The sequence below is a fragment of the Rhodobacter maritimus genome (assembly GCF_058747975.1).
In genome coordinates this window covers 2,297,891-2,312,725 of record NZ_CM179095.1, presented here as the reverse complement: position 1 = coordinate 2,312,725, position 14,835 = coordinate 2,297,891, and the positions used below count along the sequence as shown (strand labels likewise).

General features: G+C 66.7%; 12 protein-coding genes. 10 read left to right on the top strand and 2 right to left on the bottom strand.

Translation table 11 applies throughout. The features are described 5' to 3' along the window. Positions 1-73 precede the first annotated feature (73 nt). Both folE2 and AC4PTO_RS11775 read left to right on the top strand, forming a co-directional pair. On the top strand, positions 74-1,171 hold the full coding sequence (gene folE2, locus AC4PTO_RS11780; protein WP_492728692.1) for a GTP cyclohydrolase FolE2: 1,098 nt from the start codon (positions 74-76) through the stop codon (positions 1,169-1,171). A gap of 114 nt (positions 1,172-1,285) precedes the next feature. Then, positions 1,286-3,643: an ATP-dependent helicase gene (locus AC4PTO_RS11775; RefSeq protein WP_492728691.1), complete on the top strand. Its 2,358-nt coding sequence runs from the start codon at positions 1,286-1,288 to the stop codon at positions 3,641-3,643. A gap of 9 nt (positions 3,644-3,652) precedes the next feature. Here AC4PTO_RS11775 and AC4PTO_RS11770 read toward each other — a convergent pair whose 3' ends face one another. Both AC4PTO_RS11770 and AC4PTO_RS11765 read right to left on the bottom strand, forming a co-directional pair. Next, positions 3,653-4,435 (bottom strand): 23S rRNA (adenine(2030)-N(6))-methyltransferase RlmJ, encoded by a 783-nt coding sequence (locus AC4PTO_RS11770; protein ID WP_492728689.1) that lies wholly within the window; start codon positions 4,433-4,435, stop codon positions 3,653-3,655. Between the two features lie 501 nt (positions 4,436-4,936). After that, the gene (locus tag AC4PTO_RS11765) at positions 4,937-5,152 is read right to left on the bottom strand and encodes a DUF1127 domain-containing protein (RefSeq protein ID WP_492728687.1); all 216 of its coding nucleotides are present in this window, start codon (positions 5,150-5,152) and stop codon (positions 4,937-4,939) included. A 264-nt stretch (positions 5,153-5,416) separates the two neighbouring features. Here AC4PTO_RS11765 and AC4PTO_RS11760 point away from each other — a divergent pair, with 264 nt between their 5' ends. The 8 genes from AC4PTO_RS11760 (at position 5,417) to mraY (ending at position 14,789) form a co-directional block, all read left to right on the top strand. Further along, a complete protein-coding gene (locus AC4PTO_RS11760) occupies positions 5,417-6,487 on the top strand; it encodes an Mrp/NBP35 family ATP-binding protein (protein ID WP_492728685.1) in 1,071 nt (356 codons plus the stop codon). A 633-nt stretch (positions 6,488-7,120) separates the two neighbouring features. Continuing rightward, positions 7,121-7,585 (top strand): division/cell wall cluster transcriptional repressor MraZ, encoded by a 465-nt coding sequence (locus AC4PTO_RS11755; protein ID WP_492728683.1) that lies wholly within the window; start codon positions 7,121-7,123, stop codon positions 7,583-7,585. Positions 7,586-7,588: 3 nt separating this feature from the next. Beyond that, positions 7,589-8,566: a 16S rRNA (cytosine(1402)-N(4))-methyltransferase RsmH gene (gene rsmH, locus AC4PTO_RS11750; protein WP_492728681.1), complete on the top strand. Its 978-nt coding sequence runs from the start codon at positions 7,589-7,591 to the stop codon at positions 8,564-8,566. Continuing rightward, positions 8,563-8,922: a cell division protein FtsL gene (gene ftsL / locus AC4PTO_RS11745; RefSeq protein ID WP_492728679.1), complete on the top strand. Its 360-nt coding sequence runs from the start codon at positions 8,563-8,565 to the stop codon at positions 8,920-8,922. The genes rsmH and ftsL overlap by 4 nt, the downstream gene beginning before the upstream one ends. Further along, positions 8,919-10,700 (top strand): peptidoglycan D,D-transpeptidase FtsI family protein, encoded by a 1,782-nt coding sequence (locus tag AC4PTO_RS11740; RefSeq protein WP_492728678.1) that lies wholly within the window; start codon positions 8,919-8,921, stop codon positions 10,698-10,700. The genes ftsL and AC4PTO_RS11740 overlap by 4 nt, the downstream gene beginning before the upstream one ends. Before the next feature lie 53 nt (positions 10,701-10,753). Beyond that, a complete protein-coding gene (locus AC4PTO_RS11735; RefSeq protein ID WP_492728676.1) occupies positions 10,754-12,250 on the top strand; it encodes a UDP-N-acetylmuramoyl-L-alanyl-D-glutamate--2,6-diaminopimelate ligase in 1,497 nt (498 codons plus the stop codon). Further along, positions 12,250-13,707 carry a UDP-N-acetylmuramoyl-tripeptide--D-alanyl-D-alanine ligase gene (locus AC4PTO_RS11730; protein WP_492728673.1) on the top strand — a complete coding sequence of 486 codons (1,458 nt, stop codon included), beginning with the start codon at positions 12,250-12,252 and terminating at the stop codon, positions 13,705-13,707. The genes AC4PTO_RS11735 and AC4PTO_RS11730 overlap by 1 nt, the downstream gene beginning before the upstream one ends. After that, positions 13,707-14,789, top strand: coding sequence for a phospho-N-acetylmuramoyl-pentapeptide-transferase (gene mraY / locus AC4PTO_RS11725; protein WP_492728671.1), 1,083 nt, complete (start codon positions 13,707-13,709; stop codon positions 14,787-14,789). Before AC4PTO_RS11730 ends, mraY begins: the two co-directional genes overlap by 1 nt. Positions 14,790-14,835: the final 46 nt, after the last annotated feature.

Genomic DNA, 14,835 nt, shown 5'->3' with positions numbered 1-14,835 from the left:
CGCGTATTTCCTTGGATAACCGCAGCCCGGCGCCCATATTGGCGACATCTGGTTCGCGCTGGAGGGTGACAGGATGAACATTCAAGGCAAGGGGCCGATGCCTCCGGCCCCCGATGACGCCCGCGAGGCGCTGCGCGTCCTGCGTTCATGGGCCGCCGGGGCGACCGAGGCGGAGATTGCCGCGCTCGATCCCGCGATCGCGCGGTTGTTGCCGGGGCGGGTGCCGTCCAACTACCCCGACCTGAAGCGCGACTACCCCGAGGATTTCGTCGCGGATGCCGCCTACAAGGCCGGATTGCCCGACCTTCAGAACGGCCCGGCCAGCCTGATCGTGGGTGCGCGCGCGCAGATCCAGCATGTGGGGATCTCGAATTTCCGCCTGCCGATCCGCTACCATGCCCGCGACAATGGCGATCTGACGCTGGAGACGAGCGTGACGGGGACGGTCAGCCTTGATGCCGAGAAGAAGGGCATCAACATGAGCCGGATCATGCGCTCGTTCTACGGTCATGCGGAGCGGTCGTTCTCGTTCGAGGTGATCGCGGCGGCGCTGGATGATTACAAGGACCACCTGGACAGTTTCGACGCGCGGATCCAGATGCGGTTTTCCTTTCCGGCGAAGGTGGAAAGCCTGCGTTCCGGCCTTGTCGGATGGCAGTATTACGACATCGCGCTGGAACTGGTGGAAACCGCGGGGGTGCGCAGGAAGATCATCCATCTCGATTACGTCTATTCCTCGACCTGTCCCTGTTCGCTGGAACTGTCCGAACATGCGCGCTACACGCGCGGGCAGCTTGCCACGCCGCATTCGCAGCGTTCGGTCGCGCGGATCTCGGTCGTGGCCGAGGAAGGGCGCTGCCTGTGGTTCGAGGATCTGATCGACATGGCGCGCCGCGCGGTGCCGACGGAAACGCAGGTCATGGTCAAGCGCGAGGACGAGCAGGCCTTTGCCGAGCTGAACGCCGCCAATCCGATCTTCGTGGAGGATGCCGCCCGTGCCTTTGCCGCGGAGCTTCTGGCCGATCCGAGGATCGGGGATTTCCGGGTGCTGGCCAGCCATCAGGAAAGCCTGCATTCGCATGATGCGGTGAGCCTTCTGACCGAGGGGCCGACATTCGCGGCGCAGAGCCTTGATCCGCGTCTGTTCGCATCGCTGGTGCATCCGGGCTGAGCGGGCAAAGGGGGGCGCTGCCCCCCTTGCACCCCCCGGGATATTTTTGCGAAGATGAAGAACATTTGCGGAACTTGCCTTGGCGGCGCCGGGCATGCGGGGTAGATTGGGGCCATGAGCGGATATGATGACGAAAGTGCCTTCGAGGCAGCCGTGCCCCTGTCGCAACGCGCCATGGCGGCGCGGGGGCAGCCCTATCTTGAGGGGTTGAACCCGGCGCAGCGCGCCGCGGTCGAGGCGATGGACGGGTCGGTTCTGATGCTGGCGGGGGCGGGCACCGGCAAGACCCGGGCGCTGACCACGCGGATTGCGCATCTGCTCAATACCGGGCGGGCGCGGCCGAACGAGATTCTGGCCGTGACCTTCACCAACAAGGCCGCGCGCGAGATGAAGGAGCGGGTCGGCCGGCTTCTGGGCCATACGCTGGAGGGGATGCCCTGGCTGGGCACGTTCCATTCGGTCTGCGTGAAGCTGTTGCGCCGGCATGCCGAGCTGGTGGGGCTGAAGTCGAATTTCACGATCCTCGACACCGATGACCAGATCCGGCTGCTCAAGCAGTTGATCGTGGCCGCGAACATGGACGAGAAACGCTGGCCCGCGCGGCAGCTGGCGGGGATCATCGACGGCTGGAAGAACCGCGCGCTGGTGCCCGGCAGGATCTCGGGCGGGGAGGCGGGGGCGTTCAACCATCGCGGGGGCGAGCTTTATGCCGCCTATCAGGAGCGGCTGCGCACGCTGAATGCCGTGGATTTCGGGGATCTGCTGCTGCACATGGTGACGATCTTTCAGGCGCATGAGGATGTGTTGCAGCAGTATCAGCGCTGGTTCCGGTATATCCTGGTTGACGAGTATCAGGATACCAACGTGGCGCAGTATCTGTGGCTGCGGCTTCTGGCGCAGGGCCATCGCAACATCTGCTGCGTGGGCGACGACGATCAGTCGATCTATGGCTGGCGCGGCGCGGAGGTGGGCAACATCCTGCGGTTCGAGAAGGATTTCCCCGGCGCGCAGGTGATCCGGCTGGAGCAGAACTACCGCTCGACCGAGCATATCCTGGGGGCGGCCTCGGGGTTGATCGCGGCCAATGCGGGGCGGTTGGGCAAGACCCTGTGGACCGAGGCCGAGGGCGGCGAGAAGCTGCGGCTGATCGGGCATTGGGACGGCGAGGCCGAGGCGCGCTGGATCGGGGATGAGGTCGAGGCGCTTGCGCGCGGCACGCGGGGGCTTGATCCCGTCAGTCTGGACGATCAGGCCATCCTGGTGCGCGCCAGCCATCAGATGCGCGCCTTCGAGGACCGTTTCCTGACCATCGGTCTGCCTTACCGGGTGATCGGCGGCCCGCGATTCTATGAGCGGATGGAGATCCGCGATGCCATGGCCTATTTCCGCCTTGCGGTCAGCCCGGAGGACGATCTGGCCTTCGAGCGGGTCGTGAACACGCCCAAGCGCGGGCTTGGCGACAAGGCGCAGCAGGTGATCCAGCGCCGCGCGCGCGAGGCCGGGGCCGGGCTGGTGACGGGCGCGCAGGCGGTTCTGGCCGAGGGCTTGATCGGGGCGCGCGGGGCGGGGCAGTTGCGCGCCTTCGTCGAGGGGATCGGGCGTTGGCATGGCGCGGTCCTGGCCGGCGAGGACCATGTCCGCCTGGCCGAGACGATCCTGGAGGAGTCGGGCTATACCGAGATGTGGTTGAACGACAAATCGCCCGAGGCGCCGGGCCGGCTTGAGAACCTCAAGGAGCTGGTCAAGGCGCTGGAGCAGTTCGACAACCTGCAGGGCTTTCTCGAACATGTCGCGCTGATCATGGATAATGAAAGCGAGGACGCCGAGGCGAAAGTGTCGATCATGACGCTGCATGCCGCCAAGGGGCTTGAATTTCCGGCCGTTTTCCTGCCCGGATGGGAAGACGGGCTGTTCCCCAGCCAACGCGCGATGGACGAGACCGGGCTGCGCGGGCTGGAGGAAGAGCGCAGGCTGGCCTATGTGGGCATCACCCGCGCCGAGCGGCTTTGCACGATCAGTTTCGCCGGGAACCGGCGGGTCTATGGCCAATGGCAAAGCCAGCTCCCGTCGCGCTTCATCGACGAATTGCCCGCGATCCATGTCGAGGTGCTGACGCCGCCGGGGCTTTATGGCGGGGGCTTTGGCGCGGCGGGCGGTTTCGGGGGCGCGTCCGCCGGGATCGAGGAGCGGGCCGCGCGGGCCGATGTCTACAACTCTCCGGGCTGGAAGCGGATGCAGGATCGCGGGGCGGCGGCGCGCCCGGTCGCGCGCCCGCGTCCCCAGGTGATCGACCATGAGGCGGCAAGCGCCTTTGACATCGGCGACCGGGTGTTCCACCAGAAATTTGGCTATGGCGCGGTGCGCGGGATCGAAGGGGACAAGCTGACCGTCGATTTCGACAAGGCGGGAGAGAAGAAGCTGCTCGCCTCGTTCGTGATCGCGGCCGATGCGGTCGACGATCTGCCCTTCTAGGGGGCGCGGTCAGAGGCCCTGGAACAGCGCGCCGAGGCGGGTTGCCTCCTCGGCAAGGCCCCAGGGCGGGTTGAGGACGAACATCCCCGATCCGGTCATGCCATGGCCCTCGCGCGCGGGGGGGAAGCGGACCTCGTGCAGCAGGGCCTCGGGGTGGTCGGCGCGCAGGGCGCGGACCATCGGGCGATGGGGCTGCGCGGCAAGGATCGGATACCACAGGGCCAGCGTGCCGACATTCCATTTGCGCGCGATCTGGGCGATGACCCTGGGCAGGGTGGCGTAATCCGCCTTGACCTCATAGCTCGGGTCGATCAGCAGAAGGCCGCGGCGCGGTGTGGGCGGACACAGCGCAAGTGCCATCTGCAACCCGTCCTTCTGGTGGAAGATCCCGCCATGCGGTGCCATCGCCGCGCGCAGCGCCGCGAATTCCTTCGGGTGCAGTTCGCACAGGTGCAGGCTGTCGACAGGGCGCAACAGGCTGGCCGCGATCATGGGAGAGCCGGGATAGGCCATGCGGCCATGCGCCTGCCGCGTTGCCTGCAAGGCGCGCATATAGGGGTGGTCGGGGGCGAACCAGCCCGCGCCTTCGATGCGCCCGATGCCCTGCGCCGCCTCTTGCGTCTTTGTGGCCTCGGGCGCGTCAAGCGCATAGACCCCGCGCCCGGCATGGGATTCGATATAGCTCAGCGGCTTGTCCTTGCGCGTCAGGTAATCCAGCATCGTGGCCAGCAGCGCGTGCTTGTGCACATCGGCCAGATTTCCCGCGTGATAGCTGTGCTGATACGAAAGCATCCCGCCCCCTTGCGCCGCATGACCGCCCACCCATGCCCCGCCATGGCGCATTGTGCAACCGTGCAATCGGCCCTTCCGGGCGGGGGAACGGTGATGGAAAGGCCCCCCGATAAAGAAAACGGCGACGCCCAGGGAGGAGGAGGGGCGTCGCCGCATCTTTGCCGTCGGCCCCAGGGAGGAGGAGGGGGCCTTCGGTATTTCCAGCGATGACCTCAGGGAGGAGGAGGAGGCCATCGCTTCTTCACGCACGACCCAGGGAGGAGGAGGGGCCGCACGCATTCCGTGCCGGGCGAAGTGCGGCGACCCCAGGGAGGAGGAGAGGGGTCGCCGCCTTCATCACGAGACCTCAGGGAGGAGGAGGAGGTCTTCGCTTCGGCGTCCGGCATGGATCACGCGGTGATCCTTGGGCCGGTATCTTGTGGCGACGCCCTCAGGGAGGAGGAAGAGGGCGCCGCCGATTTCCGAGACCCAGGGAGGAGGAGGGGCCTCAGGAATGTAAACTCACTTCCCGTATGCGGCTTCCAGCGCCACCCGGGTGATGGTCGAGCGCGGGATCCCGAGATCCGCCAGCTCGCGGCCCGAAAGGGCCTTCAGTTCGCGCAGCGTCTGGCGGTAGACCGCGCGGCGGGCGCGCGCTTCGGCCAGTGCCGCGAAGAAGTCCGATACGCGCTCGGCAAGGCCGCCCTGAGCGCCGCGGATGTCCTGAATGAGTGCCATTGTCTTTCGCCTCTAGTCTTTGCAGATCACCACCGGCCTGAACCTGATCGGTCATCTTGTTGGGGCTAACATGCGCTCAATGCTGCACTTGCACAATACCTCGGAGTGTCAATTCTGCCATGCAGAAAGTGCATAACAGATGCTGACCTAAAAGAGGCTAACCCCGCGTCATCTTGTCTAAAAGATGGGCGATGTTTGTCCGGGGGCTTGCCTTATGCTGCAAAGAGAACACATTTCCCGAAAGCTTTCACGAAAGGGGATCACATGCCCGTCACCAAGGACGCCGTTCTGGCGGCAATTCGCGGAATCACCCTGCCCGATGGCGGCGATGTCGTGTCGCGCGATTTCGTGCGCGCTCTTGCCGCCGAGGGCGGAACGGTGCGATTCGTGCTCGAGGGCGGTTCGGCCGAGGTTGCGAAGATGCTGGAATCGGTGCGCCCGGCCCTCGAGTCGGCGGTGCGGGGATTGCCGGGGGTCGAACAGGTCTCGATCCTGACGACGACGCACGCGCCCGGCGGCATGGGGGCACCCAAGATCGGCGGCCATCCCAAGCCGCAGGCGGGGCCCGAGCCGGTGGCCGGCGTGCGCAGGATCATCGCGGTCGGATCGGGCAAGGGGGGCGTGGGCAAATCCACCGTCGCCTCGAACCTTGCGGTGGCGCTTGCGCGGGCGGGCAAGAAGGTGGGGCTGCTGGATGCCGATATCTACGGCCCCAGCCAGCCGCGGATGATGGGGGTGAACCGCCGCCCGTCCTCGCCCGATGGCAAGACGATCCTGCCGCTTCAGGCGCATGGGGTGACGATGATGTCGATCGGCCTCATGCTGAAAGAGGACGAGGCGGTGATCTGGCGCGGCCCGATGCTGATGGGCGCGCTGCAACAGATGCTGGGGCAGGTCGCCTGGGCGCATGACGGCCCGCTTGACGTTCTGATCGTCGATCTGCCGCCGGGCACGGGCGATGTGCAGCTGACGCTGTGCCAGAAGACCCGGCTCGACGGTGCGATCGTGGTGTCCACCCCGCAGGACGTGGCGCTGCTGGATGCGCGCAAGGCGCTCAACATGTTCGACCGGCTGGGCACGCCGGTGCTGGGCCTGATCGAGAACATGTCTACTTATATATGCCCCAACTGCGGGCATGAGGCGCATCTGTTCGGCCATGGCGGCGTGGGGGCCGAGGCGTCAAGGCTGGGCCTGCCCTATCTGGGTGAACTGCCGCTGGACCTGTCGGTTCGGCTTGCGGGCGATGCGGGAACCCCGGTGGCCGCCGGCGAAGGTGCCGCGGCCGAGGCCTATGCCGCCCTTGCGCGGAAGTTGATCGGGCAGGGCGCGATCTGATCCGCGCAGGCCCCGGCGCTGTGTCATGGTATTTCATGGGAAACGGGGGGCTTCGGCCCCCCGTAGACGAATCACTTGGCTGTGATTGGCTGTGATCCAGCCGCATTTTCCGAGCTTTTCTACGCAAATTCGGGCGCACCTCGAAAGAAAAATGGGATATGGCGGGACTGCCCGGCCTTCGCCCATTCTTGTCTATATTTTGTAGTCGATCTTTCAGGCCTTACTATAAGTGCCTGTTTTTCTGGGTGCGCAGCCGAGCTAGGCCTTGTTTTCATAGCGCTCCCGGCACCAGATATCGTGCCTCTGCCCATAATTTCCTGTTGCTTCCCATGAATTCCCGTGTCATCCCTTGTTCATCGAGAAGGCGGGCTCAAGAGGCAAAAAGACCTCACGGCGAAAACAAGCAGGTTTCATACAGGCACCCGCTTCACGAAAAAAAGAGATCCGGCGCGTGAGCGAGCAGACATCCCCCCAGGTGGCGCGCGCAGTCGGACAAGCCCAGAGATGGGACGAGGGCGGCGGATCGGACAGTGGCAGCAGTCCGATCCGCCGTTTTCATTACAGGCTCACTAGGGGAAACGGGACAGGAGCGCGCCGGTGGCACGCAGGTTCAGAGGTTCGGAGACTTTCAAGGTGGACGCGAAGGGTCGCGTTTCCATCCCCGCCTCTTTCCGCCGCGTGATCGAGGCAAGCGATCCCGACTGGGCCCCCACCAATCGCCCCAATATCGTCATCGTCTATGGCGGCCCCGATCAGAACTGGCTTCAGGTCTATACGATGGAGGCGGTTGCCGAGATCGACGCGCAGATCGACATGATGCAGCGCGGCAGCCCCGAGCGTGCAGAGATCGAAGAGCTGATGTATGGCCAGTCGCACGAGGCGCAGATCGACGATGACGGCCGGCTTGTCCTGCCGCAGAAGCTGCGCGAGAAGATCGGCCTGAAGACCGAGGCCTTTTTCGTGTCGGCCGGCACCTCGTTCAAGATCTGGGAGCCCTCGGCCTATGAGGCCGCGCAATCCGAGATTTTCGCCGAACGTTCGGCAAAGCGGCCCAAGGGCTATGATCCGCTGGTAAATCTGCCCACGCCGCCGAGGTAGCCCATGACGTCGGCTGCCGCCCCCCATATTCCCGTCCTGCTGCGCCCGCTTCTGCGGGCGGTCGCGCCTGTTGAGGGCGTGTGGCTGGATGGCACCTTCGGCGCGGGCGGCTACAGCCGTGGCCTGCTTGCCGCGGGGGCCGCGCGGGTGATCGGGGTGGACCGCGATCCCATGGTCATCGCCATGGCCGAAAGCTGGCGCGGCGAATACGGCGACCGGCTGCGCCTTGTCGAGGGCACGTTCTCGGACCTTGACCGGCTGGCGGGCGAGCCGCTTGACGGGGTCGTTCTGGACCTCGGCGTCAGCTCCATGCAGCTTGACATGCCCGAGCGCGGTTTTTCCTTCCTGCGCGACGGGCCGCTCGACATGCGCATGGGCGACAGCGGGCCGAGCGCCGCCGATCTGGTCAACACGCTTGATGAGGGCGCACTGGCCGAAATCCTTTACCATTACGGCGAAGAGCGCGCTTCGCGGCGGATCGCACGGGCCATCGTGGCGGCGCGCCCGTTCCAGACCACCTTGCAGCTTGCCGCGGTGATCGAGCGGTGTCTGCCGCGCCCGAAACCGGGGCAAAGCCATCCCGCAACGCGGTCCTTCCAGGCGATCCGCATCGCCGTGAACGACGAATTCGGCCAGCTGATCGAGGGGCTGGAGGCCGCCGAGCGCGCGCTGAAGCCCGGTGGCAAGCTGGCGGTCGTATCCTTCCATTCGCTTGAGGATCGCGTGGTGAAGCGCTTCTTCCAGGCGCGTTCGGGGGCCGAGGGGCAGGGGTCCAGATACGCGCCCGCGCGCCAGACCGTGCCGCCCGCCTTCAGGCTGCTCAGCAAGGCTGTCGCGCCGGATGACGAAGAGCTTGCGGAAAACCCGCGCGCACGCTCGGCCAAGCTGCGGGTTGCGCAGCGCACGGACGCGCCCGCAGGCCGTGCCGACCGCGCCAGTCTCGGGCTGCCCGCGCCCGTGTTGAAAGGAGGGTCCAGATGAGGTCTCTGATCTATCTTGCCACCGCGCTTTGCGTGATGGGGCTGGCTTTCTGGGCCTACCGCGAGAATTATCAGACCCAGTCGCGGCAATCCGAGATGCGCCGCCTGCAAACTGAAATCGCATCGCTGCGCGAAGGTCTGGGCGTGCTGAAGGCGGAATGGGCCTATCTGAACCGCCCCGACCGGCTGCGCGAACTGGCCAACCTGAACTTCCAGCGCCTCGCGCTGATGCCGCTGGCGCCGGAACAGTTCGGCGCGGTGTCGCAGGTTGCCTATCCCAAGCCCGAGAATCTGCCGGTGCTTGAGCCGGTGGACGTGATCTCCACGCCCGGAACCGCCACGGAGGATGCCCAATGATCCGCACGCCGCTGCGCCCTCTGGCCCGCATCCTTTCGGCCCGCGCCAGGGGCGAGAACCCCGACGCGATCGAGCGCGAGAATATCCGCCTGCGGGGCGAGATGAACCGCGACAAGGCCCGTTCGCGGGCCGAGGGGCGCCTTCTGGTGATGGCGCTGCTGTTTCTGGGCGCATTCGTCACCGTGGGCACGCGCATGGGCTCGCTTGCCGCGTCCGAACCCTATGAGCCGCAGCTTGCCTCTTCGGGCACCGAGATCCTTGCGCAGCGCGCCGATATCGTCGACCGCGAAGGCCGCGTGCTGGCGACCAACCTTGTCACCCACGCGCTTTATGCGCAGCCGCAGATGATGGTCGATCCGGTGGGCGCGGCCGAACGTCTGGTGGAGATCTTCCCCGATCTTGACCGCGACCGGCTGGTCAAGGACTTCACCGGCGGGCGCAAGTTCCTGTGGATCAAGAAGAAGATCAGCCCCGAACAGATGCAGGCGGTGCATGACATCGGCGATCCGGGGCTTCTGTTCGGCCCGCGCGAGATGCGCCTTTACCCCAATGGCGCGATTGCCTCGCACATCCTGGGCGGCGCGAGCTTTGGCCGCGAAGGCGTTGATTCCGCCGAGATCCTTGGTGTTGCCGGGGTCGAGAAGGCGTTCGACGGCTGGCTGCGCGATCCCGGCAACGAGGGCGCGCCGCTCAGCCTGTCGCTTGATCTGACGGTGCAGGCCGCGATGGAAGAGGTGCTGGCCGGCGGCATGCGCCTGATGGATGCCAAGGGCGCGACCGCGATCCTGATGGAGGTCGGCTCGGGCGAGATCGTGGCGATGGCAAGCCTGCCCGATTTCGACCCCAACGACCGCCCCGCGCCGCTGACCAAGGGCGATGCCTCGGACAGCCCGCTGTTCAACCGCGCGGTGCAGGGCGTCTACGAGCTTGGCTCGACCTTCAAGATATTTGCCGTCGCGCAGGCGCTGGAACTGGGGCTTGTCAATCCCGACACCATGATCGCCACGAAAAGCCCGATGGTCTATGGCCGCCACCGGATCCGTGATTTCCACAATTACGGCAAGGAACTGTCGGTCACCGACATCATCGTCAAATCCTCGAATATCGGCACGGCGCGGATCGCCATGATGATCGGGGGCGAGCGGCAGCGCGGCTTCCTTGACGGTCTGGGCTTCCTCACCCCGACCGGGGTCGAGATGGTCGAGGCCCCGACCGGGCGCCCGATCCTGCCGCAGAAATGGTCCGAGATTTCCTCGATGACCATCGCCTACGGGCACGGGCTTTCGGCCAGCCCGCTGCACCTTGCCGCGGCCTATGCCACCATCGCCAATGGCGGGCGCAAGGTCACGCCGACGCTTTTGCATGGCGCGGCCCCGACCCCCGGCGCCCAGGTCATGCGCCCCGAGGTCGCACGCACCTCGCTTGACATGATGCGCGCCGTGGTGACGCGCGGCACCGCCTCTTTCGCCGAGATCAAGGGCTATGAGGTGGCGGGCAAGACCGGCACCGCCGACAAGGCCAAGCCCACCGGCGGCTATTACAAGGACAAGGTGATCGCCACCTTCGCCAGCGTCTTTCCGGCCTCGGACCCGAAATATGTCCTCGTGCTGACGCTCGATGAGCCGGTCGAGGTGATCGCCGGCGAGGCGCGCCGCACCGCAGGCTGGACCGCCGTGCCGGTCGCCGCCGAGGTGATCCGCCGCACCGCGCCGCTTCTGGGCCTGCGCCCGGTGGCGGAACCCGCCGATCCGGAGGCGCTGACGCTTGTGCGGAATTGACGCAGCCTTGGCCCGCCCGGTAAATGGCCGGGTCAATCGAAAGGGCGCATGACATGGGTGACGGGGCAAGAACGCTGGCCGGGCTGGGGCTGACCGCATCGCATGGCGGCGATGCCGAGGTCACCGGCATCAGCGTGGACAGCCGGCTGGTGAAGCCGGGCCATCTGTTCGCGGCCCTGCCCGGCACGAAGGTGCATGGCGCCGAGTTCATCGCCTATGCCCTGCGCATGGGCGCGCGTTCCGTGCTGACCGACCGCGCGGGCGCCGAGATCGCGCGCGAGGCGCTTGCCGGGGCGCCGGCCGCACTGGTCGTGACCGAGGACCCGCGTCAGGCGCTCGCCTTCGCCGCGGCGCTGTTCTTCGGCGCGCAGCCGCAGACCATGGTCGCGGTGACGGGCACCAACGGCAAGACCTCGGTCGCCACCTTCACGCGCCAGATCTGGCAGCATCTCGGCCTTGAGGGCGCCAATATCGGCACCACCGGCGTCGAGGGCGCCTATAGCGCGCCGTCGGCCCATACCACGCCCGAACCCGTCACCCTGCACCGGCTTCTGGCCGACATGGCCGCCGCGGGGGTCACGCATGCGGCGATGGAGGCCTCGAGCCACGGGCTGGCGCAGCGGCGGCTGGACGGCGTGCGCCTGTCGGCGGCGGCCTTCACCAATTTCACCCAGGATCATCTGGATTACCACGCCACCTTCGACGAATATTTCGCCGCCAAGGCGGGGCTGTTCACCCGCGTTCTGCCCGAGGACGGGGTGGCGGTGATCAATCTTGACGATCCGGTGGCGGGCAAGCTGGCCGATTACGTCCGGGTGCGCGGGCAGCGCATGATCGGCGTGGGCCAGGCCGAGGGTGCCGAGATGCGCCTGCTGGGCCAGCGGTTCGACGCGACGGGGCAGGATCTGCGCTTCAGCTGGCAGGGCAGGGTCCACATGGCCCGGCTGCACCTGATCGGCGGCTTCCAGGCAATGAACGTGCTTGGCGCGGCGGCGCTGGTGATCGGCACCGCGGCCGATGCCGACGAGGTCTTCGCCGTCCTGCCGCGGCTGAGCACGGTGCGCGGCCGCATGCAGCTGGCCGCCACGCGCGAGAATGGCGCCGCGGTCTTCGTCGATTACGCCCATACGCCCGATGCGGTGCAGACCGCGCTGCGCGCCCTGCGCCCGCATGTCATGGGGCGGCTGATCGTGGTTCTGGGCGCGGGCGGCGACCGGGATCGCGGCAAGCGCCCGCTGATGGGGCGCGCGGCGGCGGAAAATGCCGATGTGGTCTTTGTCACCGACGACAATCCGCGCACCGAGGACCCCGCGACGATCCGCGCCGCGGTGCTGGAGGGCGCGCGCATTCCGGGCGGGCCGGGCATTCACGAGGTCGGCGACCGGGCCGAGGCGATCCTGCGCGCGGTCGATGCGCTTGGGCCGGGCGACGCGCTTCTGGTCGCGGGCAAGGGGCATGAAAGCGGGCAGGTGATCGGCACCGATGTCTATCCCTTCGACGATGCCGAACAGGCCAGCGTGGCCGTCGCGGCGCTGGATGGAAAGATCTGATGGGCGTTCTGTGGACCTCGGCCGATGCGGCGGCGGCAACCGGTGGGCGCGCCACCCGCAGCTTTGCCGCCACCGGCGTGTCGATCGACACCCGTTCGTTGCGCCCCGGCGATCTGTTCGTGGCGCTGAAGGACGTGCGTGACGGGCATGATTTCGTGGCCGACGCGCTTGCGCGCGGGGCCGCGGCCGCGCTGGTCAGCCGCATTCCCGAAGGCTGTTCGGAACGCGATCCGCTGCTGATCGTGCCCGATGTCCTGCGCGGGCTCGAGGATCTGGGCCGTGCCGGACGGGCGCGCGCGCGGGCGCGGGTGATCGCGGTGACCGGCTCGGTCGGCAAGACCTCGAGCAAGGAGATGCTGCGCGCCGTTCTTCTGGCGCAGGGCAAGGTCCACGCCGCCGAGGCCAGCTTCAACAACCACTGGGGCGTGCCCATCACGCTTGCCCGCCTGCCGCAGGATGCCGATTTCGCCGTGATCGAGATCGGCATGAACCACCCCGGAGAGATCGCGCCCCTTGCCCGCATGGCACGCCCGCATGCGGCGATGATCACCACCGTCACCGCCGCCCATCTGGAGGCTTTCGGCGATGTCGCGGGGATCGCCCGCGAAAAGGCCAGCATCTTCGAGGGGCTGGAGCCGGGCGGCGTTGCGGTGATCCCCACGGGGCTTGCCGTCACCCCGATCCTCGAGGCAGCCGCCGCGCGCGCCGGCCGCGTGCTGCGCTTCGGCCCCGCCGAGGGCAGCGACTATCGGCTTGTCTCGGCCCGGATCTCGGGCGATGCGACGATCGTGCAGGCCCTGCGCGGCAATGATCCGCTTCTGTTCAAGGTGATGACGCCCGGCGCGCATTTCGCGGCCAACGCGCTTGGCGTTCTGGCCCTGGCCGAGGCGGTGGGCGCCGATCCGGCCGTCGCGGCCTGCGACATGGGGCTGTGGCGCCCGCCCGCCGGTCGCGGCGCGCGCGAACGGGTCTATCTCGACATCGTGGACGAGCAGCAGACGATCGACCTTTTCGACGATGCCTTCAACGCCAATCCCGGCTCGATGGCCGCCGCGTTCGAGGTGCTGGGCGCGGTCGCGCCGCGCGACGGGGTCGGGCGGGTGAAGAACGGACGCCGCGTCGCGGTTCTGGGCGATATGCTGGAACTTGGCCCCGACGCGGTGCAGATGCATGCCGATCTGGCCGCGCATCCCGCCATGGCGGCGATCGACACGGTGCATTGCGCAGGCCCGATGATGCGCGCGCTGTGGCAGGCGCTGCCGCTGCGCAAGCGCGGCGAATGGCACGAAACCGCGGCCGACATGGCCGCGCGTGCGGTGCATCTTGTGGATGCGGGCGATGTGGTGCTCGTGAAAGGCTCCAAGGGCTCGAAGGTCAGCATGGTGGTTGACGCGATCCGCAAACTGGGGCAGGCGGGCGCGGCCGAAGCGCACGGCGCGGCAAGGGGAACTGAGTAATGCTGTATTGGTTGACCGGACTTTCGGATGGCGGGGATTTCTTCAACCTCTTTCGCTACATCACCTTCCGGGCGGGCGCGGCGTTCTTTACCGCGCTGTTGTTCGGTTTTCTCTTCGGCCGGCCGCTGATAAACATCCTGCGCCGCAAGCAGGGCAAGGGGCAGCCGATCCGCGACGATGGCCCGGCCACGCATTTTGCCAAGGCCGGAACGCCCACGATGGGCGGCCTGCTGATCCTTTCGGCGATGCTCGTCTCCACACTTCTATGGGCGCGGCTCGATAACGGGTATGTCTGGATCGTCCTGATCGTGACCTATGGCTATGCCCTGATCGGCTTTGCCGACGATTATGCCAAGGTGACCAAGCAAAACACCAAGGGCGTGTCGTCGCGCGTGCGTATGCTGCTGGGGCTTTTGCTGGCGGCGGGGGGGGCTGCCGCGGCCTCATGGCTTCATCCGGAAAACCTGTCGAACCAGCTCGCGATGCCGGTCTTCAAGGATGCGCTCATCAATATGGGCTACCTGTTCATCCCCTTCGCCATGATCGTCATCGTCGGCTCGGCCAATGCGGTGAACCTCACCGACGGTCTCGACGGCCTTGCGATCATGCCAGCGATGATCGCGGCCGGGACACTCGGCGCAATCGCCTATATCGTCGGCCGCGTCGACTTCACCGAATATCTCGGCGTCCATTTCGTGCCCGGCACGGGCGAGATCCTCGTCTTCACCGCGGCCCTGATCGGCGGCGGGCTCGGCTTTTTGTGGTATAACGCGCCCCCCGCGGCGGTCTTCATGGGCGATACCGGATCGCTTGCCCTTGGCGGCGCGCTCGGCGCCATCGCGGTCTGCACCAAGCACGAGATCGTCCTGGCCATCGTCGGCGGCCTTTTCGTGGTCGAGGCGCTGAGCGTGATCATCCAGGTGCTCTATTTCAAGAAGACCGGCAAGCGCGTCTTCCTGATGGCCCCGATCCACCACCATTTCGAAAAGAAGGGCTGGGCCGAGCCGCAGATCGTCATCCGCTTCTGGATCATCTCGCTGATCCTCGCGCTGATCGGGCTGGCCACGCTCAAGCTGCGCTAGGGACCGCCGCTTCCCTCTTCCCCTTTCATCTTCGTTCAAATATCCC

What these genes read in the sequence shown, in the direction of transcription:
- folE2 (WP_492728692.1), top strand. Translation starts at nt 74, where the DNA reads ATGAACATTCAAGGCAAGGGGCCGATGCCTCCGGCCCCCGATGACGCC.
- AC4PTO_RS11775 (WP_492728691.1), top strand. Translation starts at nt 1,286, where the DNA reads ATGAGCGGATATGATGACGAAAGTGCCTTCGAGGCAGCCGTGCCCCTG.
- AC4PTO_RS11770 (WP_492728689.1), bottom strand. Translation starts at nt 4,435, where the DNA reads ATGCTTTCGTATCAGCACAGCTATCACGCGGGAAATCTGGCCGATGTG.
- AC4PTO_RS11765 (WP_492728687.1), bottom strand. Translation starts at nt 5,152, where the DNA reads ATGGCACTCATTCAGGACATCCGCGGCGCTCAGGGCGGCCTTGCCGAG.
- AC4PTO_RS11760 (WP_492728685.1), top strand. Translation starts at nt 5,417, where the DNA reads ATGCCCGTCACCAAGGACGCCGTTCTGGCGGCAATTCGCGGAATCACC.
- rsmH (WP_492728681.1), top strand. Translation starts at nt 7,589, where the DNA reads ATGACGTCGGCTGCCGCCCCCCATATTCCCGTCCTGCTGCGCCCGCTT.
- ftsL (WP_492728679.1), top strand. Translation starts at nt 8,563, where the DNA reads ATGAGGTCTCTGATCTATCTTGCCACCGCGCTTTGCGTGATGGGGCTG.
- AC4PTO_RS11740 (WP_492728678.1), top strand. Translation starts at nt 8,919, where the DNA reads ATGATCCGCACGCCGCTGCGCCCTCTGGCCCGCATCCTTTCGGCCCGC.
- AC4PTO_RS11735 (WP_492728676.1), top strand. Translation starts at nt 10,754, where the DNA reads ATGGGTGACGGGGCAAGAACGCTGGCCGGGCTGGGGCTGACCGCATCG.
- AC4PTO_RS11730 (WP_492728673.1), top strand. Translation starts at nt 12,250, where the DNA reads ATGGGCGTTCTGTGGACCTCGGCCGATGCGGCGGCGGCAACCGGTGGG.
- mraY (WP_492728671.1), top strand. Translation starts at nt 13,707, where the DNA reads ATGCTGTATTGGTTGACCGGACTTTCGGATGGCGGGGATTTCTTCAAC.